Here is a 19,140-nt window from a genome sequence, read left to right on the forward strand (position 1 = left end):
ATAAAAATATTTATATAACTGATAAAGAGCGTCCTGCTGAGCTTGTCGAAGCATTTCTGCCAAACGACCCCCGAGCGGCGTGGTAGAGCTGCTTCGACAAGCTCAGCAGGACGCTCTTTAAAGTAATGCGTCAGCAGTACCAGGAGCTAGCGCACTACTTCCCCGTACAAGTCGAAGTCCGACGCGCCCGTGATGTGCACATGGGCAAAGCTGCCCTGCGGAATGTGCAGGTCGTTGGTAGCCAGCACCAGCACCTCATTGTCGACCTCGGGCGAGTCGAACTCGGTGCGGCCCACGTAGTAGCCGCCTTCGAGGCGGTCGAAGAGCACCTTGTACGTCTGCCCCACGCGCGACTCGTTGTAGTCCAGCGAAATCTGCTGCTGAATCTCCATGATGCGGTCAGCGCGGGCCTGCTTCACCTCGGCGGGCACGTCGTCCACGAGGGTGTGCGAGTGGGTATTCTCTTCGTGCGAATACGTGAAGATACCCAGCCGCTCAAACTTCGACTCCTTCACGAACTCGCACAATTCCTCAAAGTCCTGCTCCGTTTCGCCGGGGTGGCCGGCAATGAGCGTGGTACGCAGTGCAATGCCCGGCACGCGGTCACGAATCTCGCGCACCAGCTCCCTGGTGCGGCGGCTGGTGATGCCCCGGCGCATGGTTTTCAGCATGTTGTCCGAAATATGCTGCAAGGGCATGTCCAGGTAGCGGCAGATGTTGGCGCGTTCGCGCATCACATCCAAGGCCGCCAGCGGAAACTGCGACGGGTAAGCGTATTGCAGCCGTATCCAGTCGAGGCCGGGCACGTCGCTCAGGCGCTCCAGCAGCTCGGGCAGCTTGCGCTCGCCGTAGGCTTGCAGGCCGTAGTAGGTCAGGTCCTGGGCGATGAGAATCAGCTCTTTGGTGCCCATGCTCACGAGGCGCCTGGCCTCGGTCACGAGGTCTTCCATCGGGCGGTCGACGTGCTTGCCGCGCATCAGCGGGATGGCGCAAAACGAGCACGGCCGGTTGCAGCCTTCGGCAATCTTGAAGTAGGCGTAGTGCTTGGGCGTAGTCAGCAGGCGCTCGCCCACCAGCTCCTTTTTGTAGTCGGCCTCCAGCACTTTCAGCATCTGGGGCAACTCCAGGGTGCCGAAGTAGGCATCGACCTGCGGAATCTCGACCTCCAGCTCGTCTTTGTAGCGCTGCGAGAGGCAGCCCGTAACATAGAGTTTTTCTAATTTTCCGGCCTCTTTCTCGTCCGCGTAGCGCAGAATGGTATCGATGCTCTCCTGCTTGGCGTTGTCGATAAAGCCACAGGTATTGATAATGACGATGTTGGCATCCGACTTCTTCGCCTCGTGCGTCACCAGAAAGTCGTTGGCCTTGAGCTGGCCCATCAGCACCTCACTATCGACGAGGTTTTTGGAGCAGCCCAGCGTGATAACGTTGACTTTATTCTGTTTAAGAGTTCTAACTTTCATAGACCACGGAGTAGCACGGATTTTAGCGGATTTCACGGAGTTTGTGAACGGCGCTAGCAGACAATGCTTTTTTCTTTTAAGTTATTTTAGGGAGAATAGCTTGTTTAGCTGCCGCTGTGTTAGCGTAGTAAGCTCAGGGCGAAGCTGAAGCCGGGCAACACGTCTTCGCCGCTCAGGGTTTCTTCAAAGCTCTTGGCAATGCTCACCGAGCTGTCGGCGCGGTACACGCGGGCAGTTTCGGCTTTGGGGTCGAGCAGCCAGGCCAGGCGGCAGCCGTTGGCGATGTATTCCTGCATTTTCAGCGCCATCTCCTCTACCGAGTCGGATGCGGATAATAGCTCTACCACAAACTCGGGGCACAGCGGCGGAAACTTACTGCGCTGGCTCTCAGAGAGTGCCTGCCAGGCGGCGGTGCTTACCCAGGCCGCATCGGGCGAGCGCACGGCCCCACTGGGCAGCCGGAAGCCGGTAGAGGAATCGAACACGCGGCCGAGGCGGCTTTGGCGGTTCCAGATGGTCAGGTCTGCGATAAGTTCGCTGTTGCGGCGACCCGTGTCGCCTCCGGTAAGGGCCATATAACTAATAGTGCCGTCGGCGAGGCGCTCAAACTTCAGCTGCGAGTTGGCTTGGCAAAAGGCGAAAAACTCGGCTTCCGTCATGCGCTGCAGACGCTCGGCCATGCCCATGTGCGTGCTGGGCTCCAACTCCTGGTCGGGGGCAAAGGGCAGGATGATACTCATGGCAAGACAAACAAAAAGTGAGCACTGGCTGGTTCGGCTGCTTACAGCGCCTCAAACTGGCGTAAAAACCGCACGTCGTTTTCGGTAAACAGGCGCAAATCCTTGACCTGGTACTTGAGCATGGTGATGCGCTCGATGCCCATGCCCCAGGCGTAGCCCGAGTATTTCTCCGAGTCGATGCCGCAGTTTTCGAGCACGTTGGGGTCCACCATGCCGCTGCCGCCGATTTCGACCCAGCCGGTGCCCTTGCAGATGTTGCAGCCCGCGCCTTTGCAGATGAGGCAGGTGATGTCAATCTCGGCGCTGGGCTCGGTGAAGGGAAAGTAGCTGGGCCGGAACCGGATGTTGATATCCTCGCCAAACAGCTCCCGCACAAAGTAGTAAATCGTCTGTTTGAGGTCGGCAAAGCTCACATTCTCATCAATGTAAAGGCCTTCTACCTGATGAAAGAGCATGTGCGCCCGGGCCGATATCGCCTCGTTGCGATATACCCGGCCGGGCATCACGCGGCGGATGGGCAGCGGCTCGTTTTCCATCACGCGCACCTGCACCGTGCTGGTGTGCGTGCGCAGCAGGCTGGGCTGGTCGTCGCCCGCCACGGCCGGCACGAAAAACGTGTCCTGCATATCCCTGGCCGGGTGGTTTTCGGGGAAGTTAAGCGCCGTGAAGTTGTGCCAGTCGTCCTCAATCTCGGGCCCTTCGGCCACCGCAAAGCCAATGCGGCTGAAGATGCGCAGCATTTGTTCGCGTACCAGGCTCAGGGGGTGGCGGGTGCCCAGCGCGTGGGGCACGCCGGGCAGGGTGTAGTCGAAGCCAGCGTCGGCTGGCTGGTTGGCGGCGGCCGCTTCCAGCGCTTCCTGCGCGGCGTCGAAGCGGGCCTGGGCCTGCTGCTTGAGGCCGTTGAGCTGCTGGCCCACGGCGCGCTTCTGCTCGGCGGGCACGGTTTTGAGCTGGTCGAACAAGTCGGCCAGGCGGCCTTTGCGGCCCAGGTAGAGAAGGCGAAACTGGTCGAGGGCGGCGGCGGTGCTGAGGTCGGCGGCGGCTACTTCAGCAGCCAGGCCCAAAATAGATTCCTGCATGGTGCCTGCAAAGGTACGGCGAGCAGCAAGCCCTTATAAAATACCAGCATACGCAGTGATTTCAGGAAAATTATTATCTTGATTATCAACCTTTAGTATAAAAAGTAAAAATAATTTGCCGGCCTCTACCCCGGGCATTCTCAAAAGCTGGCACCGCCTTTGCAAAAGTCTTTTCAGCTTTCAATCCTCTTCTCACCCTTTTCCTCACTCCCAATGCTACGCCGTTTCCTCCTGCCGCTGCTGGGTTTTGCTTTCCTTGCTACCGAAGCGGCTTCGGCCCAAACGCAGCCCACCGCTTCGCCGGTTTCCAAGCCAACGGCCAGCCTGTATGCGCACCCAGCCGCCCGCCCCCGCGTGCTCACGGCCCGTGAGCAGCGTGCTGCCGAAGCGGCGGCCAAGGCGGCGGCGCTGGCTGCCCCGGCGCCAGCCGTAGCCGGCCCCACCGCCAGCGCCAACTGGAATGGCTGGAGCAACGAGCCCCTGCCCCAGTCGACGTCGCAGGCCCAGGATATCGGCAACGGCCAGCACCGCCCTACCCTGAACCTTTCGGTTGCGCCCGGCATGCCCATCAACCAGGTTACCCACGGCGTGAGCACCGATTATGATGGGCACCCGATATACCGCGCAGCGGCCAATACCACGCTGCCCGCCGGGCGCTAACCGCTGCTTTTCTCGCTTCTTTTTCTGCCTGGCAGCGGCCACGAAAGGTAGCCTTTCGTGGCCGCTTTGCGTAAAAGCCGCATCAGCTTATTCCTGCGGGAAGGGTTGGATTTTGTTTTAACCCGCTACTTACGCACATTTAATATGCCCGCGCACCGCACTTTTTGCCTCCCGCTGCTAGGGCTGGCCCTGCTGGCCCTCCCGGCCGTAGCCCAAACCAAGCCCCACGCTAAAGCGACCCACAAGCCAGCGCCGCGAACGGTACCTAATACCACTCCCGCTGCCCGCGCCGCCGACCCGCTGCGCGGTACCAACGACAACGGGAAAGGTAATAATGGCTACGCCGCCCCCGGCGAACCCGTAAACGTAACCGACAACGGTAAGAAAACTCCTGGCTATGACGGCCCGGCGCCCAAGCCGGCCGGACGTACCAACACTACCCTGGCCACCCCTAAATAAGGGGTGAAGTATACCTGACCTAAGAGCCCCCACCAGAGCCGGGCGCGAGTTAGCGCGGCCGGCTCTGGTGGGGGCTCTTACTGCTGACACGTGACCTAAGCTGCGTAATGGGTACAGCACCTTTCTGTGCTGATTAGCCGCTACTCCGCGGCCTGATAGTAAAGCGTACTACAATTTTCGGGGCGCAGTACCAGCTCGGCGGCCTGGCGCACATCGGCAGGGGTTACGGCTTGCAGCTGGGCGGGCTCCTCGTTGACGAGGTTAGCGTTGCCGAGCAGCTTGCCGATGGCCAGGGCCAGGGCACGGTTCAATAACTCAATCTCTCCAAAAACCAAGCCTGCTTCGGCTTGGTTTTTAACCTTTTGCAGCTCGTCGGTGGGTACTTCTTCGCGCAGCAGCTCGGCTACTACGGCTTCTACGGCGCGGTCGGCTTCTTCGAGCGCTACACCCGTGTTGAGCTTGCCGCTCACTACAAACAGGCCGGGGTCCAGGGCGCCGGTTACCGAAGCGGATATATTATTAAAGAGCTGTAAGTCTTTCACTAAGCGCTGGTGCAGGCGGCTCGACTTGCCCCGGCCGAGCACGTCGCTCAGCAAATCGACGGCGTGGTAGCGGGGGTCGAGGCGGGCGGGCATGTGCCAGGCTTTGTAGAGGGCGCTCAGGGGCACGGGGGCGGTGGCAGTAGCGCGGCGGGCTTCGGTCTGGGCCGGCTCCTGGGGCAGCTGGCGCTCGTAGCGCGGGCCGCCCGCAATGGGGCCAAACCACTTCTCAGCCAGGCGCTTCACCTCGGCAAAGGCCACGGCCCCGGCCACTACCAGAATGGCGTTTTGCGGGGCGTAGTGCTGGCGAAAGAAAGCCCGCACATCGGCCATCTCGGCCTCCTCAATGTGGCTGATTTCCTTGCCAATCGTATTCCACTGGTAGGGGTGAGTGGTGTAAGCCAGTGGCTTGAGCTTCAGCCACACATCGCCGTAGGGTTGGTTTAAATAGCTTTGCTTGAATTCTTCGACCACTACCTTACGCTGCACATCAAGGCCGTTTTCGGAGAAAGCCAGGTCGAGCATCCGGTCACTTTCCAGCCAGAAACCGGTTTCGATATTAGCCGCGGGCAGCGATAGGTAATAGTTGGTAATGTCCTGCGAGGTAAAGGCGTTGTTTTCGCCCCCCACCTTCTGCAAAGGCTCGTCATAGCTCGGCACGTTTACCGACCCGCTAAACATCAGGTGTTCAAACAAATGGGCAAAGCCGGTTTTGTCTGGGCTTTCATCGCGCGAGCCCACATCGTACAAGATATTGAGCACGGCCAGCGGCGTAGTAAAGTCTTCGTGTACCAGGCAGCGAAGGCCATTGGTTAGGGTAAATTCCTGAAAGTGAATCATAAAGCACGTTATCTGTTAGCCGTTCTTTTGGTAGCTGCAAGCAAAGAACGTCATAACTTCCTAACGTTAAAGCTGGTCGGAATGTCCCTTGCGGGCCGGCTGCCTGCGTTATTTGCTTCCAGCCAACGAAAAACAAACAAGCATAGCAAAAAACGCCCCATGCAAACTCACGCCGATATCCTGATTATCGGGGCCGGACTGGCCGGCCTGGTGGCCGCGGCCGAAGCCACCGCCGCCGGCAAAAAAGTGCTGGTGCTCGACCAGGAGCCCGCGCAAAGCCTGGGCGGACAGGCATTCTGGTCGTTTGGGGGCTTGTTTCTGGTCGATTCGCCCGAGCAGCGGCGGCTGGGCATTCGCGATAGCTACGAGCTGGCCTGGGCCGACTGGCTGGCCACGGCGGGCTTCGACCGGCCTGAGGATGCCTGGCCGCGCCGCTGGGCTGAGGCCTACGTGCAGTGGGCCGCCACTGAAAAGCGCAGTTGGCTGCGCACGCGCGGCATCAGCTTTTTCCCGGTGGTGGGCTGGGCCGAGCGCGGGGGCTACGGCGCCAGCGGGCCCGGCAACTCGGTGCCGCGCTTTCACGTGACGTGGGGCACCGGGCCGGGCGTGGTGGCGCCGTTTATTGCCCAGGCCCGCGCCGCCGAGGCCAGGGGCTTGCTCACGTTCGGGTTTCGCCACCGCGTAAATGAGCTGGTGCTCACCAACGGGGCCGTAACCGGCGTGCGGGGTGAACTATTAGAAAAATCAGATGTAATGCGGGGGGCGCCCAGCAGCCGTGTGGCCGTGGGCGAGTTTGAGTTAAGCGCCGGGGCCGTTATCGTAACGGCCGGCGGCCTGGGCGGCAACCCCGGCCTGGTGCGGCGCAACTGGCCCGCCCGGCTGGGTGCGCCGCCCAAAAGCCTCATTTCGGGCGTGCCCGCCCACGTCGATGGCCGCATGCTGGGCATTACTGAAAAGGCGGGCGGGCAGCTGATTAACTCCGACCGGATGTGGCACTACACGGAGGGTATTCAAAATTGGGACCCCATCTGGCCCCTGCACGGCATACGCATCTTGCCGGGGCCATCGTCGTTGTGGTTCGATGCGCTGGGGCGGCGGCTGCCGGGGCCGCTCTACCCCGGCTTCGATACGCTGGGCACGCTGGCGCATTTACGCACCACGGGCCACGACCACTCGTGGTTTATTCTCACCCAGAAGATTATCGAGAAGGAATTTGCCCTTTCCGGCTCCGAGCAAAACCCCGATTTGACGGGTAAAAGTATTTGGCAAACGCTGGGCCGGGTACGGGGCGGCGGTACCCCGCCCTTGCGGGCTTTTCTGGAAAAAGGAGCCGATTTTGTGGTTAAAAATAACCTGCCCGACCTCGTGGCGGGCATGAATGCCCTTACGCCCGAGCCATTACTTGACCTGGCTACTATTCAGGCCGAAATTGAAAGCCGCGACCGCCAGCTCACCAACCCCTACGGCAAAGACCAGCAGCTGACGGCCGTGCGCGGGGCCCGCCAGTACGTCGGCGACCGCCTCATTCGCACGGCCAGGCCCCACCGGCTGCTCGACCCGGCCAACGGCCCGCTTATCGCCGTGCGCCTGCATATCATCACGCGCAAAACCCTTGGTGGCCTGCTCACCGACCTGAAAGGCCGGGTGCTGGATGCCGCCGGCCAGCCCGTGTCCGGACTGTTTGCGGCCGGCGAGGTGGCCGGCTTTGGCGGGGGCGGCCTGCATGGCTACCGGGCGCTGGAAGGCACGTTTCTAGGCGGCTGTATTTTTTCGGGTCGGGCCGCAGGGAGGGCCGCGGCAGGGGTAGTATAGGTTTTTTTATATACTTGCCCGCACGCCCAGCAGCCAGGTGCGCGGAATGGGCACGGCCCCGTAGTCCTGGCCGGCGGCATAGGGCGCGCTGCCGCCGCTACTCACGTTGGGGTCATACCCACGGTAGCTGGTGAGCACAAATAGGTTTTGCACCCCGGCCCAAAGACTAATTTCCTGGCTGGCCATCTGGCGCAGGCGGTACGTGAGCGTGAGCGACGAGAGGCGTACGTTAGTGCCGTTTTCGACCAGGCGGTTTGATGCCTGAAGAGCCGGGTTGAACGGACTGGTAGACGCGGCGCCGGCGGCTGGAATAGTTGTATCCTGATGCGTGGGCGTCCAGCGGTCACGCACCGTAGTTGCATTATTGGTGTTGCCAGTGGGCGTATCCAGATAGGCCCGCTGGTAGTTAAGAACCTGGTAGCCAAACATCCCGTCGAGTTGCGCATCGAGGCTCAGGCGGCCTAGCGAAAGCTGCTGACTCAGGCTGAGCAGCTGCGCCGGTATGCCACTGCCCAGTATAGCCTGGGTGTAATACGTATTTCGAGAGCCGCTATAAGGGTCAAGGTAAGTTTGCTGGGCAAAGTGTAGCGAGCCATCGGAGTTAAGCCCCTGCTGCTGGTAGCCGTAGAAAGTGCCAACGGGCTGGTTGTCGGCTACCGGCGTAGCCCTGACGGCGTACTCGTCGCCTTGCAGTCGATTACGGTTGGCACTGGCAGCCAGGTGAGTTGTCCCTTGCACATATCCGGTTTGCCAGGTGGCAGTAAGCGTCAGCTCCAGCCCTTGGTTGCGAATGTCGCCTTCATTAAACTGGGTATAAATGCCCCCCGCCGAGCTGGGTAGCGGCTGTTGGGTAGCTATCAGTGCATTGGAGGTGTGGCGCTGATATACCACAAGCTGGCCGCTAAAATGGCTGGTGCTGGTAGGACGCCCCAGCCGCAGGCCGGCTTCGACCTGGTCGGTGTAAAGAGGCGATTGCACATGACCGGCGGTAATCAGGCTGCCCGGTGAGGATGTAGTAATGCGTTGTGGCCCAAAAGTGCCAAACCCGAACCCGAAGGTGCTCGTGCGGGCCGCTCCCAGCCACAGCGTGGGTGCCAGTTGCCGGCTTGAAAGCTGGGGGTGCCAGCTTACCTGTGCATTGGGGTAAAACAAGGTTTCCGTGGCATCTTTGAAATGCGCATAGCTTAGGCCAGCCTCTACCTCCAGGAGGCTGTCTAAGGCGTAGCGAAGGTGAGCCCAGGGCCGGTAGAGCTGACTTTTGGCCGATTGACTTGCCGTGACGTACCCATAAGCGTAGGAAGGGGGCGTAGCCCGGTTCAGTAAGCCCTGGTAGCTAACTTCATAGCCAGTGGTCATATTCTGCCCCTGGTACTGGTAATTTAATTCTGCCCCTAACTGCTGCCGCTGGCCAATCTGCCGCTGGTAGCGCAGGGCTAGCGAGCTGGCCCATTGGCTGGACTGATACGTTTGGTTGGCATACAGCAAGCTGCTTTCGGGGGCTACCAGGGGGCCATTTACGAGTGGCGCATACGCATCCGCATCGAGCAAGGTACGCTGAAAGTTGGCCGTGGCCTGCATCGTCAGGTGAGCACCTAGCTGATAATCGGCCGCTACCTGCGCGAGTAGGCGGCGGGTGCGCGGAGTGCGGTACGTATAAGCTAGCACCGCTACCGGATTGGCAAAAATTAGCCCTGCCGAACTTCCCGTATAGCCGCTGTAGCCACCCTGGCTGGTGCGCACAGCGAGGGTGGGCCGGGCCAGTAGAGCCTCGCGGGTGGCGCTCCCGCTGCCCGTTGCAAACGGCTGGTGTTGGTCGGTCTGACCCGCTGTTAGCGAGCCGTGCAAGGCCAGCCGGCTGGTAGCCTGGTGGCCTATTGCCAGCCGCAAGCCATATCTGGTGAGGTCGGCGGTCCGCAGCACGCCGCTTTGCTGGCGATAATCGGCACCAAGCAGAAACGTGCTTTTAGCGGAGCTGCCTTCCAGGCTTACCTGATGCTGCTGCAAGCCTGCCGTTTGGTAGGTTTCCGCCTGCCAGTCGGTACCCGTGCCAAGGTCAGTGGAGGGGTAGGGCAGGGTGGCGCCCGGCCCGGCCGAGTGACGAGCGGCTTCATTGGCAACCGCCGCGAATTCGCTGGCATCTAACAAACTATAGCGTTGCCGAACCTGCTGAATGCCGGCGTAGGCCGAGTAGCTTACGCGCAGTGGCCGCCCTGTGCGGCCCCGTCGGGTGCGAATGCTGACCACGCCGTTGGCTCCCAGCGGCCCAAAGCGCGCCACAGCGGCCGGCCCAGCCAGAACGTCCACGCGTTCTATGCTCTCTGGCGGCAAAAGCAGCAAGGGGTTACCACCTACCTCGCTATGCAGCTCAGCTACTGAAAGGTAATCGCCTCGCATACTGGGAGTTTGTGCAGTAAATGGCCCCAGCGGCTGGTCGGGCGTCAGCTCATCATTAAGCGCCGGCAGCCCATCAATGATATACAGCGGCTGGGCCTGGCCCAGGGTTACACTGGCTCCTCTGATGCGTACTACGTTGCCGCTGCCGGGCGTGCCGTCATAAGGCGTCACCTGCACGCCCGCCACCGTGCGCAGCTGGTCCTGAATCGTGAGAAAGGGCCGCACCGGCTGCTCCTGCCCCTGCAAGCGAAACGTGCCAAGACGGGCCAGCGAATCGGGCAGCTCGCCCAGCACCGGCGGGCGCAGCGTATCGCCCGGCACGGTCAGCGGCGCAGAGCTAGTTTGGGCCGCTACGGGTAGCGCTGCCAACAACCCAAGTACAGCGTAGTAATTCTTCATAAGAATAGGTAGGTAGCTTGGGGGCAAAGCTAAGCAGCCAGCTTATGTTAGCCTCCAGGCTTTTCTCGTTGTGCGGAAAGGCGATGAGCAATGCTTTACTCGAATTAGCGAGGGCATATCAGGCCGCCCACATCAGCCATACATCTTCATCAGCTCGACACTAAAAGCTCATGTAACTTATTGATTTTGCGCTTCGTACAAGCCTCACAATTTCCCGCCTAACCCTTACGACCATGTCGAAGAAAGCAGCAGAAAGCCACAAGCAGGCCGCCCAGCACCACACGGAGGCCGCCAAACACCACACCGAGGCCGCCAAGAGCCACGAGGCCGGCAACCACGAAAAGGCTGCCCACCACGCGCATACCGCCGCTGCGCACACCGAGCACGCTACCGAGCATGCCGGCCACGCGCGCAAGAGCCACGCCGAAGAGCACGGCAAAAAGTAGTTGCCAGCACTTCGGTGCATAGCCTGGGCCGGCCCGCTTTTCTATCCAGAAAGGCGGGCCGGCTTTTTGCGTGATGCGGGCTGGGCTTGGCCGCTACCTTTGCCACCCCAACCTGCCCCCGCTGCCCTATGACATTCGACCGCAAAGACTACCCCAACGACGTGCTGCTGCGCCTCTACCGCGAGCTGCTGAAGCCGCGCCTGATTGAGGAAAAGATGCTCATTCTGCTGCGTCAGGGCAAGATAACTAAGTGGTTTTCGGGCATCGGGCAGGAAGCCATCTCGGTGGGCAGTACGCTGGCATTACATAGCGACGAGTATATATTGCCCCTGCACCGCAACCTGGGCGTGTTTACCGGGCGCGGCGTGCCCCTGGGGCGGCTCTTTGCCCAGTGGCAGGGCAAAGCCACGGGCTACACCAAGGGCCGCGACCGCTCGTTTCACTTCGGTACCAACGAGCACCACATTGTGGGTATGATTTCGCACCTGGGGCCCCAGCTGGCCGTGGCCGACGGCATTGCGCTGGCCGATTTATTAGATGAAAAGCCGCGCGTCACGCTCACCTACTCGGGCGATGGCGGGGCCAGCGAGGGCGACTTTCACGAGGCCCTCAACGTGGCGGCCGTGTGGCAGCTGCCGGTTATATTTCTGATTGAGAACAACGGCTACGGGCTCAGCACGCCCAGCAATGAGCAGTTCCGGTTCAAGTCGTTTGTTGACAAAGGCCCCGCCTACGGCATGGAAGCCGTGCAGGTAGATGGCAACAACGTGCTCGAAGTATATGATAAAATATATACATTGGCGACCGACCTGCGCCAAAACCCGCGCCCGGTGCTGGTGGAGGCGCTCACGTTTCGGATGCGCGGCCACGAGGAAGCCAGCGGTACCAAGTACGTGCCCGCCGAGCTGATGCAGGAATGGGCCGCCAAAGACCCCGTCGAGAACTACGAGAAGTGGCTGCTGGCCGAAGGCATTCTCAGCGAAACGGCCCGCGTGCAAATGCGCGAAACCATCAAGCAGGAGATAGAGAAAGGCTGGCAGGAAACCGAGGCCGCCCCCGCCCCGGTAGCCGATGATGCCCGCGAGCTGGCCGACATGTATGCGCCGGCTCCGCAGCTACAGGTGAAAAAAGAAGAGTTAAAAGATGGTAGCCCCGCACCGGCAGAAGAAAAAGAGCAGCTTTCAACTAAAGAAATCCGCTTTATCGATGCCATTCAGCAGGGCCTGCGCCAGAGCATGCAGCGCTACCCCGAGCTAGTGCTGATGGGCCAGGACATTGCCGAGTACGGCGGTGTATTTAAGATTACCGAAGGCTTCGTGGCCGAGTTTGGCAAGGGCCGGGTGCGCAATACGCCACTTTGCGAGTCGGCCATCGTGGGCGCGGGCCTGGGCCTGAGCATCCGCGGCAAGAAGGCGATGGTCGAGATGCAGTTTGCTGATTTTGTGACCTGCGGCTTCAATCAGATTGTCAATAACTTGGCTAAAAGCTACTACCGCTGGGGCCAGCACGCCGATGTGGTGGTGCGCATGCCCACCGGTGCCGGCACGGCCGCCGGGCCGTTTCACTCGCAAAGTAACGAGGCGTGGTTTACCCATGTGCCGGGGCTGAAAGTGGTGTATCCGAGCAATCCGCACGATGCCAAAGGCCTGCTTTGCGCGGCCTTTGAAGACCCCAATCCCGTCATGTACTTCGAGCACAAGTTGCTGTATCGCTCACTGAGCGGGCCGGTGCCCGAGGCGTACTACACCACGCCCATCGGCCAGGCGGCGCTGGCCCAGGAGGGCGACGAGCTGAGCGTTATCACCTACGGCCTGGGTGTGCATTGGGCCTTGGCTGCCTGCAAAGAGCTGGCTATCAAGGCCGATATTCTGGACCTGCGCACCCTATTACCCTGGGATACCGAAGCCGTGAGCCGCACCGTGCACAAAACCGGCCGCGTGCTCATTCTGCACGAAGACACGCTCACGGGCGGCCTGGGCGGCGAGCTGGCCGCCTGGATTGCCGAGCACTGCTTCAGCAGCCTCGATGCGCCGGTGCGGCGCGTAGCTTCGCTCGATACGGCCGTGCCGTTTGCGCCGCCGCTGGAGGCCGGTTTTTTGCCCCAGCAGCGTTTGCGTGAGCAGCTTAAGGCGTTGCGCGACTACTAGCCCGGCCGGCAGCCTTGTATCTTGCGTATAGTCGGGCTCAATAATCTTGCTGTGAAGTTTTTAAAGAAGCTACCTGTTCGCGTTGTCTTTTTGCTGCCCTTCGTGCTGGGGCTGCTGAGCAGCTGCGCGGTGTACGACCATATTTTTCATCCGCACCGCCTGCCCACGCCCAAGATGAACCCCGAGCTCAAAGCGAAGGTGAAGGCCGCGGAGAAAGCGCGCCACAAAGGCACCTCGCTCAAGCCGGCCGAAACGACCACCGACGAGGCGGCTGGTGCGGGTGGTAGTGCAGGCAGCGCCGAGCCCGGCGCCCCGGCTGCGCCCGCCGGTGCCGCGCCTGCTGAAGAGAAGAAGAAAACGATGTCGTACAGCGAGCTGCCCACCGGCACCAAAGTTAAATACGATAAGCACCTGCTCATTAAAAAGAGCTGGCTGGAGCGCATTCTGCAAAACAGGCGCAAGCTGCACCACTACGATACCCGCCCGCTGACGCCCCGCGAAGCCAGCCGCGAAAACCGCCGTATTCGCAAGCACGGCCATACCAAGGGTGATAAAGGGGGCGATACCGCGCCCGGCAAGCAGAAAGGCTCTGTTGACCCGGCCCTCGACCCAGGCCCCGACCCTGGTCCGCCCGCTGCGGCTCCTACCCAGCCCAGTGTTGCCCCCGACCCGGCACCCGCTCCCAAGCCCGCCAAAACCAAGGCCAAAAAAGTGCCGGTGCCCAAGCCCGACCCTACGCAGCCGGCTCCGGGCCAGTAATTTCGCTCGCTTCCTTTCCCACTCTTTTCGTTGTGCTTATGCTTCGTTATTTTCCGCTGGGCCTGCTCTGGTTGGCTACGGCCGCCTCGGCGCAGATAGAGCCCGTGAGCCCGGCTCGCCAGCGGGCGGCCGAGCGCCAGGCCCGGCGGGCCGCTCACACGGTCGAAGCGCCTTACAAAGACAGTCACCTCGATGCGCCGCACCGGCCGCTGCGGCGCGGCGAAAGCGCGCCCCTCACCCGCGTGGCCAACGAGCCCCGGTTTGGCCGCGATGGCGCGCCGCATGTTACCGAGCCAAAATTTCCCGGCCTGCGCCGCCACCCCAAAAGCGAACCCAAGCCCTAGCTCCAGGGTTAAAAGAACTAACCGGCGCCTGCCCGCTGGTTAAATATAGAAAAAATACTATATTAAAACCGCCTTTCCCATTATGGCTACCCCCTGGCTCCCACTTACCCAGCCTGAGCAGCTGCGCGACCTTGTGCAGGAATCGCACGAGCATCCGGTGCTCATTTTTAAGCACAGCACCACCTGTTCCATTAGCGCGGCGGCTAAGGCCAAGGTTGAGCGCCAGTGGCCCGACGCCTCACTGCCCGCCGACACGCCGCTTTACTACCTCGACTTGCTGCGCTTTCGCCCCCTTTCGGGTCAGATTGCCGACGAGTTTGGCGTGCAGCACCAGTCGCCGCAGCTGCTGCTCATTCAGGATGGTGAGTGCCGCTACCACGCCTCGCACATGAGCATCCGGCTCAGCGAAGCCGGGGCCGCAGTGGCTGCCAAATAGAAAATCCGCCCAACAAAAAGAGCCGCTCCGGGAAATCCGGAGCGGCTCTTTTTGTTGATGCAACTAGTGCTCAGTCAGAGGAATTAGTTACCCTAATTTTCTGGTAATGGCGGTCGAGTTTAACGCGGGCTTTTTCGAGGGTGAACTGCCAGTGGACGGTAACCTGGGCGGCATTGCGCTGGGCCACGCAGGCGGCGACGTGGGCGGTGAGTTCGTCGAGGGTGGGGATGCGCTGGTGCAGGCACTGGCGGGCGATGGCCGAGAGTTCAAGTTCGACCATGTTAAGCCAGGAGGCATTTTTAGGGGTGTAGTGCACCTCGAAGCGGGCAGCCAGCGCGCGGGCCTGGGCGGCGGGCAGGTGCTGGTAGAAGACGGCGTCGGTGTGGGTGTTGAGGTTGTCCTGCACGAGCACGATTTTCTCGGCCTGCGCATAGTGGGCGGCCAAGGCCTGCATAAAACGGCAGTAATCGGCCCCGGTCCGGCGGGCCGAGACCTCGACCAGGCGCTGGCCGGTGCCCGGCTCAAACGCCACCAGCAGGCAGGCCGTGCCCTGGCGCACGTAGGTGCTGCTTTCGCGGCGGGGGCGCCCGGCTCTAGCGGCCTGCTCGCCTACGGCGGGCTGGGCCGGCACCGGGGGCAGGGGTTCGACGGGCTGGCTGTGGAGCACACAAGGGCGCTCATCGAAGCAGACGACGGGGAAAAGCGGGTCGTGAGGCCGCTCGTAGACGGCCAGCACGTCCTCCATGCGGGCTACGAAGGCCGCATTCATCGCCCCGAGGCACCAGTGCTGCTGGCGGTGGGGGTGCAGCTCGTTTTTTTGAGCATCTGGCTCACCGTTTCGTGGGAAATAGTGTCCACCAGGCACAGTTCCACCGCCTTATCGGCCAGCAAGCGCAGGGTCCAGCGGCTATGGCCCACCGGGGCCGGTGTACAGGCTAGCGCCGTGACGGCGGCGCGTTGGGGACCATCAAAGCGGCGTGGCCCACCACTACGCGGGGCCTCGGCCAAGGCGACTTGCCACCCGGCCGCTTCGTACCGGCGGCGTATCTTGCTGACTGCCTGGCGGCTCAGGCCAACGGCTTGGCCGGCGGCCTGCTGGCCGATACCGGTCGCCAAGGCCAGCAGCGCCTGGGCGCGGCGCACGGCTCGTACGGGCCGACGACCGGTGCGCGTGAAATTTTCGAGGGCAGCTTGGTCAGCCGCCGGGAGGGCAAAGGGAGTAAGGGGACGAGACATAAGGCCCCTAACCCGGAGCACAGTGGTTTGTTAATTATTTCCTCTGACGCAGCACTAGCTGGTTGCCCGACAGCTAATTACTTCTTGGCGTCCATTTCAGCCTGAAGCTTCTCAAACATGGCCAGGTGCATCTGCAGCATCGGGATATTCTTGGCCGCATAAGCCCGAACCTCGGGGTCGCCGGCTTTGGTCGAGCCATCCGTGAACTCCTTGATGTCGTCTTTATGGTCTTTCACCATCTGCTTGACGTACTCCTTGTCCAGCGAAACATCCTTGTTGGCTAGCACATCATTGTACACTTTCTGCTGCTCGTCGCCCAGCACGGTGGGCAGAGTAATGTTCTTTTTGGCCGCGAGTGCTTTTAGCTCGGCATTGCCTTTGGTGTGGTCTTTCACCATCTGCTCGGCGGCTTGCCGGGCGCCGGGCGTCCGGGCACGCTTGGCTACCTCTGTACCCATCTGCACTTCGAGCAGACCACCGCTGGCAGCTTTGGTCATAAACTCCGAGTCATCTTTTTTATCATCTTTTACAGCGGCGCCCTGCCCAGTGGGCTGAACGGTGCTGTCGGCTTTCGCCTCGTTTACTTTCTGCGCCTCCTTCACCGAGTCGGTTGAGGAGTTGCAGCTGGCGGTTGCCAGCAAAAGCGTAGCGGCTACCAAACTAAGCTGAAAAGATTTCATAAAAGCAGTGTTCGCTGATAAAGAGGGTATTACTTCTGTCAGGCTGACCAAGCGGTCGGACTTACATCTTCATATGACTGTCCTGGGTAGCCATTTGCAGGTGGCTTTCCACTACGGGCAGCGTCTTTGTAATGAAACCCTGCAAGTCAGCATCCTTCGTCATTTTCTGGTGCGCGGCCATCGTGTTGGCCATTTTCTGGTGGTCAGTTACCATCTGGCTGAGGTATTTTTCCTCCAAAGCCTTACCCGAAAGCTTCTCCATAGCAGGGGCCATTGCTTTGTGCTCGGCGTCCATGTCGGTAGGTAGCTTTACACCTTTTTTAGCCGCAATAGTCTTGAGGTCGGCCGTGCTCTTGGTGTGGTCGGCTATCATCTTGTTAGCCATATCTTTAGCAGGGCCGGTAACGCCTTTAGCCAGCGCCATTTTGCTCTGCTGAATCTCGTTCTGGTCGGAGTGCGCGGCTGACATCATAAACTCGGCATCGGTGGCATGCGGCGCGGTGGGGCCATTAGGGTCAGCTTTGCCGGCAGTAGCCGCAGCACCCGCCGGCGATGACATCGCCATTTTGGACGTATCGGCACTCGTTGCCTTAGCAGTGGAAGCCGAATCGGGGCTGGCAGCAGTAGTGGTGGTAGTAGTGCTGGTGTCGGTGTTTGAGCCGCACGATGACAGAGCGAGCAGGCAGGCCCCCAGCAGGGGTAAAGTGGAGCGGAGCATGGTAAGTGAAAAAGAGTGAATGAGAAAGGTAGTTGAATACGAGTAGATTAGCTGAAAGTTGCACTTACTTTTTAAGTTTCTGACTACAAGGATACTTGGCAGACTGCCGTTCAAGTATTATTTTTTCAGGCGGTCATTAAACTCTGGGTGGCTTTGTCGCTCTTAGCTAGTACAAACGCTTTTTATAACCCTGGCTACTTCACCCTTACCTTACTTACCCATGCGTTACCACCTTACCAGCCTTCGCTCCTTAGCCTATGCCGCCCTGGCAAGCGGCCTGTTGCTGACTGCCAGCTGCCACCGTGCCGATGTAGTAGCCGACGACGTAACCTCGGCCGAAGACCAGGGCCAGGGCGACGAGGAAAATGCTACCACGACCGACCTTGTCGAGGCCGCCGCTCCTCAGGATGCTACCGACTCGGCCAGCCCCACTGTGTCTGACCCTGCTGAGCTTAAAACGCTGGTTTCGGGCTGCCTCACCCGCACCTACGATGCCAGCACCCGCACGCTCACGCTCGACTTTGGCCCTACCAACTGCCTGTGCGCCGATGGTCGCTACCGTCGGGGTAAGATTACGGCCGTGTTTAGCGGCCCTTACCGCCAGGCTGGCGCGGTGGTTACCATCAACCGCACCAACTACTTCGTCAACGACAACCAGCACCTGGGCACCCGCGTCATCACCAACCTCGGCAATGGCTCGTTTAACCTGAGCGTGCAGAACGCCAGCATCATCTTCGCCAATAATGGCGGCACTACTTCCTGGTCGTCGGAGCGCACCTATACCCGTACGGCGGGCTTCGGCACGCGCAGCATCCTCGACGATGTCTATAGCATTACGGGCGCGCTCACGGGCACCAACCGCCGCAATGTTACCTACGCGGCCACCATCCAGAGCCCGCTTATTAAGAAGTTCAGCCCCGGATGCGCCCGGCACTTCGTAGCCGGCATCGTTGAGATTACCAACGACAAGGAAAAAGCAATGCTGCTTAACTATGACCCCACGAACACGGCTGCCTGCGACAACATCGCCTCCGTAACCGTAAACGGCCATACCCGCACCATCTACCTGAAGTAATGGCTAAACCGCAGATTTGTCGGATTTTAGTGACGATTACTTGGAAGTGAATCAACAAAAAAGGCTGCTCACCTGAGCAGCCTTTTTTGTTATCAGGGACTGGTATAGCTGGGTACGATTGGGAAAGTAAGCGGCATCACCAAAATCCGGGTAATCCGCGGTTCAGACAGCCTGGGCCAGGAGCGCCTCAGCCAGCAGCAGGTCTTCGGGAGTCGTGATTTTTAAATTGCGGTAGTCGCCTTCCACCAGGTGCACCGGGTGCAGGTCGTCCACTACGCTGGCATCGTCGGTGAAGGTTGGCAGCTCGGGCAGGCGATAGGCGCGGCGCAGCAGCGCCAGGTCAAACGTCTGCGGCGTCTGCATCAGGCGCAAGCGGCGGCGGTCGAGCGGCGACGAGCCGGCCGCCCCCAGCAGCCGCACCGAATCTTTGGGGGGCACGGCGGCCGCGGCCGCGCCGTGCGCAGCGGCCGCCTGGTAAGCGGCCTCAATCACGGGCGTTGAGACGAGCGGCCGCACGCCGTCGTGCACGGCCACCAGCGCGCCGGCGGCATCGGCGGGCAGCGCAGCCAGGCCGGCTTTCACCGATGCCCAGCGCGTAGCGCCGCCCGCTACCAGCGTATGCGGCAGGGTAATATTATATTTTTTGCATATTGACTGCCAGTAGGCAAGCTGGTCAAACGGCAGCACCACCACCACCTGCGCCACGCCCAGCGTCGGCTCGGCAAAGCGGCGCAGCGTGTGCAGCAGCACCGGCTCGCCGCGCAGCAGCAAAAACTGCTTGGGCCGGTCGGCCCCCATGCGCTGCCCCGTGCCCCCGGCCACCAGAATGGCGTAGCGTACTGGCTTAGAAGGGTCTGTCATGGGAGGCGTACCGAAGTGGAGCGCGGCAAGCAACGGCTGCCGGACGGCTACTT

The 19,140-nt window shown here is 60.9% G+C and carries 19 protein-coding genes; 9 read left to right on the forward strand and 10 right to left on the reverse strand.

All coding sequences use genetic code 11. The features are described from left to right. Positions 1–146 precede the first annotated feature (146 nt). The 3 genes from rimO to pheS form a co-directional block, all read right to left on the reverse strand. A complete protein-coding gene (rimO, locus tag F6X24_RS04000) occupies positions 147–1,463 on the reverse strand; it encodes a 30S ribosomal protein S12 methylthiotransferase RimO (RefSeq protein ID WP_151086731.1) in 1,317 nt (438 codons plus the stop codon). A gap of 119 nt (positions 1,464–1,582) precedes the next feature. Beyond that, positions 1,583–2,203 carry a Uma2 family endonuclease gene (locus F6X24_RS04005; RefSeq protein ID WP_229725335.1) on the reverse strand — a complete coding sequence of 207 codons (621 nt, stop codon included), beginning with the start codon at positions 2,201–2,203 and terminating at the stop codon, positions 1,583–1,585. 41 nt (positions 2,204–2,244) lie between these two features. Then, positions 2,245–3,282: a phenylalanine--tRNA ligase subunit alpha gene (gene pheS / locus F6X24_RS04010; RefSeq protein ID WP_151086732.1), complete on the reverse strand. Its 1,038-nt coding sequence runs from the start codon at positions 3,280–3,282 to the stop codon at positions 2,245–2,247. 213 nt (positions 3,283–3,495) lie between these two features. Here pheS and F6X24_RS04015 point away from each other — a divergent pair, with 213 nt between their 5' ends. Together F6X24_RS04015 and F6X24_RS04020 are read left to right on the forward strand one after the other, a co-directional pair. After that, a complete protein-coding gene (locus F6X24_RS04015) occupies positions 3,496–3,942 on the forward strand; it encodes a hypothetical protein (protein ID WP_151086733.1) in 447 nt (148 codons plus the stop codon). Between the two features lie 144 nt (positions 3,943–4,086). Beyond that, positions 4,087–4,401 (forward strand): hypothetical protein, encoded by a 315-nt coding sequence (locus F6X24_RS04020; protein ID WP_151086734.1) that lies wholly within the window; start codon positions 4,087–4,089, stop codon positions 4,399–4,401. A 140-nt stretch (positions 4,402–4,541) separates the two neighbouring features. On the opposite strand, the gene F6X24_RS04025 is transcribed toward F6X24_RS04020, so the two are convergent. Then, entirely contained in the window at positions 4,542–5,780 is a 1,239-nt protein-coding gene (locus F6X24_RS04025) for a M16 family metallopeptidase (RefSeq protein ID WP_151086735.1), read from the reverse strand. 159 nt (positions 5,781–5,939) lie between these two features. Between F6X24_RS04025 and F6X24_RS04030 the strand changes: the two genes are divergently transcribed. Beyond that, positions 5,940–7,592, forward strand: a complete 1,653-nt coding sequence (locus tag F6X24_RS04030; RefSeq protein ID WP_151086736.1) for an FAD-binding dehydrogenase — start codon at positions 5,940–5,942, stop codon at positions 7,590–7,592. 6 nt (positions 7,593–7,598) lie between these two features. Here F6X24_RS04030 and F6X24_RS04035 read toward each other — a convergent pair whose 3' ends face one another. Then, the gene (locus F6X24_RS04035) at positions 7,599–10,385 is read right to left on the reverse strand and encodes a TonB-dependent receptor domain-containing protein (protein ID WP_151086737.1); all 2,787 of its coding nucleotides are present in this window, start codon (positions 10,383–10,385) and stop codon (positions 7,599–7,601) included. Between the two features lie 233 nt (positions 10,386–10,618). On the opposite strand from F6X24_RS04035, the gene F6X24_RS04040 reads away from it, so the two are divergent. From F6X24_RS04040 to ytxJ, 5 genes are all read left to right on the forward strand, one after another. Next, positions 10,619–10,831 carry a hypothetical protein gene (locus tag F6X24_RS04040; protein ID WP_151086738.1) on the forward strand — a complete coding sequence of 71 codons (213 nt, stop codon included), beginning with the start codon at positions 10,619–10,621 and terminating at the stop codon, positions 10,829–10,831. A gap of 128 nt (positions 10,832–10,959) precedes the next feature. Further along, positions 10,960–12,978 (forward strand): alpha-ketoacid dehydrogenase subunit alpha/beta, encoded by a 2,019-nt coding sequence (locus F6X24_RS04045; protein WP_151086739.1) that lies wholly within the window; start codon positions 10,960–10,962, stop codon positions 12,976–12,978. 51 nt (positions 12,979–13,029) lie between these two features. Continuing rightward, positions 13,030–13,737, forward strand: a complete 708-nt coding sequence (locus tag F6X24_RS04050) for a hypothetical protein (RefSeq protein ID WP_151086740.1) — start codon at positions 13,030–13,032, stop codon at positions 13,735–13,737. A gap of 38 nt (positions 13,738–13,775) precedes the next feature. Further along, entirely contained in the window at positions 13,776–14,081 is a 306-nt protein-coding gene (locus F6X24_RS04055) for a hypothetical protein (protein ID WP_151086741.1), read from the forward strand. Positions 14,082–14,163: 82 nt separating this feature from the next. Continuing rightward, on the forward strand, positions 14,164–14,517 hold the full coding sequence (ytxJ, locus tag F6X24_RS04060; protein ID WP_151086742.1) for a bacillithiol system redox-active protein YtxJ: 354 nt from the start codon (positions 14,164–14,166) through the stop codon (positions 14,515–14,517). A 70-nt stretch (positions 14,518–14,587) separates the two neighbouring features. Here ytxJ and F6X24_RS04065 read toward each other — a convergent pair whose 3' ends face one another. The 4 genes from F6X24_RS04065 to F6X24_RS04080 form a co-directional block, all read right to left on the reverse strand. Continuing rightward, entirely contained in the window at positions 14,588–15,286 is a 699-nt protein-coding gene (locus F6X24_RS04065; RefSeq protein ID WP_229725176.1) for an IS630 family transposase, read from the reverse strand. Next, entirely contained in the window at positions 15,283–15,753 is a 471-nt protein-coding gene (locus F6X24_RS04070) for a helix-turn-helix domain-containing protein (RefSeq protein ID WP_151086744.1), read from the reverse strand. Before F6X24_RS04070 ends, F6X24_RS04065 begins: the two co-directional genes overlap by 4 nt. 77 nt (positions 15,754–15,830) lie before the next feature. Next, complete coding sequence (locus F6X24_RS04075) at positions 15,831–16,433, reverse strand: DUF4142 domain-containing protein (RefSeq protein ID WP_151086745.1); 603 nt, start codon at positions 16,431–16,433, stop codon at positions 15,831–15,833. 61 nt (positions 16,434–16,494) lie between these two features. After that, positions 16,495–17,151, reverse strand: a complete 657-nt coding sequence (locus F6X24_RS04080; protein WP_151086746.1) for a DUF4142 domain-containing protein — start codon at positions 17,149–17,151, stop codon at positions 16,495–16,497. A 220-nt stretch (positions 17,152–17,371) separates the two neighbouring features. Between F6X24_RS04080 and F6X24_RS04085 the strand changes: the two genes are divergently transcribed. Then, entirely contained in the window at positions 17,372–18,226 is an 855-nt protein-coding gene (locus F6X24_RS04085) for a hypothetical protein (protein ID WP_151086747.1), read from the forward strand. A gap of 162 nt (positions 18,227–18,388) precedes the next feature. On the opposite strand, the gene F6X24_RS04090 is transcribed toward F6X24_RS04085, so the two are convergent. After that, positions 18,389–19,087, reverse strand: coding sequence for a 2-C-methyl-D-erythritol 4-phosphate cytidylyltransferase (locus F6X24_RS04090; protein ID WP_151086748.1), 699 nt, complete (start codon positions 19,085–19,087; stop codon positions 18,389–18,391). Positions 19,088–19,140: the final 53 nt, after the last annotated feature.

Source organism: Hymenobacter baengnokdamensis, from assembly GCF_008728635.1.
GTDB classification, from domain to species: Bacteria; Bacteroidota; Bacteroidia; order Cytophagales; family Hymenobacteraceae; genus Hymenobacter; species Hymenobacter baengnokdamensis.

Excerpts from the sequence above, each read along its gene's own strand:
- F6X24_RS04035 (WP_151086737.1), bottom strand. The coding sequence starts at position 10,385 with ATGAAGAATTACTACGCTGTACTTGGGTTGTTGGCAGCGCTACCCGTA.
- F6X24_RS04025 (WP_151086735.1), bottom strand. The coding sequence starts at position 5,780 with ATGATTCACTTTCAGGAATTTACCCTAACCAATGGCCTTCGCTGCCTG.
- F6X24_RS04020 (WP_151086734.1), top strand. The coding sequence starts at position 4,087 with ATGCCCGCGCACCGCACTTTTTGCCTCCCGCTGCTAGGGCTGGCCCTG.
- F6X24_RS04055 (WP_151086741.1), top strand. The coding sequence starts at position 13,776 with ATGCTTCGTTATTTTCCGCTGGGCCTGCTCTGGTTGGCTACGGCCGCC.
- F6X24_RS04005 (WP_229725335.1), bottom strand. The coding sequence starts at position 2,203 with ATGAGTATCATCCTGCCCTTTGCCCCCGACCAGGAGTTGGAGCCCAGC.
- pheS (WP_151086732.1), bottom strand. The coding sequence starts at position 3,282 with ATGCAGGAATCTATTTTGGGCCTGGCTGCTGAAGTAGCCGCCGCCGAC.
- ytxJ (WP_151086742.1), top strand. The coding sequence starts at position 14,164 with ATGGCTACCCCCTGGCTCCCACTTACCCAGCCTGAGCAGCTGCGCGAC.
- F6X24_RS04070 (WP_151086744.1), bottom strand. The coding sequence starts at position 15,753 with ATGTCTCGTCCCCTTACTCCCTTTGCCCTCCCGGCGGCTGACCAAGCT.
- F6X24_RS04085 (WP_151086747.1), top strand. The coding sequence starts at position 17,372 with ATGCGTTACCACCTTACCAGCCTTCGCTCCTTAGCCTATGCCGCCCTG.
- F6X24_RS04045 (WP_151086739.1), top strand. The coding sequence starts at position 10,960 with ATGACATTCGACCGCAAAGACTACCCCAACGACGTGCTGCTGCGCCTC.
- F6X24_RS04090 (WP_151086748.1), bottom strand. The coding sequence starts at position 19,087 with ATGACAGACCCTTCTAAGCCAGTACGCTACGCCATTCTGGTGGCCGGG.
- F6X24_RS04030 (WP_151086736.1), top strand. The coding sequence starts at position 5,940 with ATGCAAACTCACGCCGATATCCTGATTATCGGGGCCGGACTGGCCGGC.
- F6X24_RS04015 (WP_151086733.1), top strand. The coding sequence starts at position 3,496 with ATGCTACGCCGTTTCCTCCTGCCGCTGCTGGGTTTTGCTTTCCTTGCT.
- rimO (WP_151086731.1), bottom strand. The coding sequence starts at position 1,463 with ATGAAAGTTAGAACTCTTAAACAGAATAAAGTCAACGTTATCACGCTG.
- F6X24_RS04080 (WP_151086746.1), bottom strand. The coding sequence starts at position 17,151 with ATGCTCCGCTCCACTTTACCCCTGCTGGGGGCCTGCCTGCTCGCTCTG.
- F6X24_RS04075 (WP_151086745.1), bottom strand. The coding sequence starts at position 16,433 with ATGAAATCTTTTCAGCTTAGTTTGGTAGCCGCTACGCTTTTGCTGGCA.
- F6X24_RS04040 (WP_151086738.1), top strand. The coding sequence starts at position 10,619 with ATGTCGAAGAAAGCAGCAGAAAGCCACAAGCAGGCCGCCCAGCACCAC.
- F6X24_RS04065 (WP_229725176.1), bottom strand. The coding sequence starts at position 15,286 with ATGAATGCGGCCTTCGTAGCCCGCATGGAGGACGTGCTGGCCGTCTAC.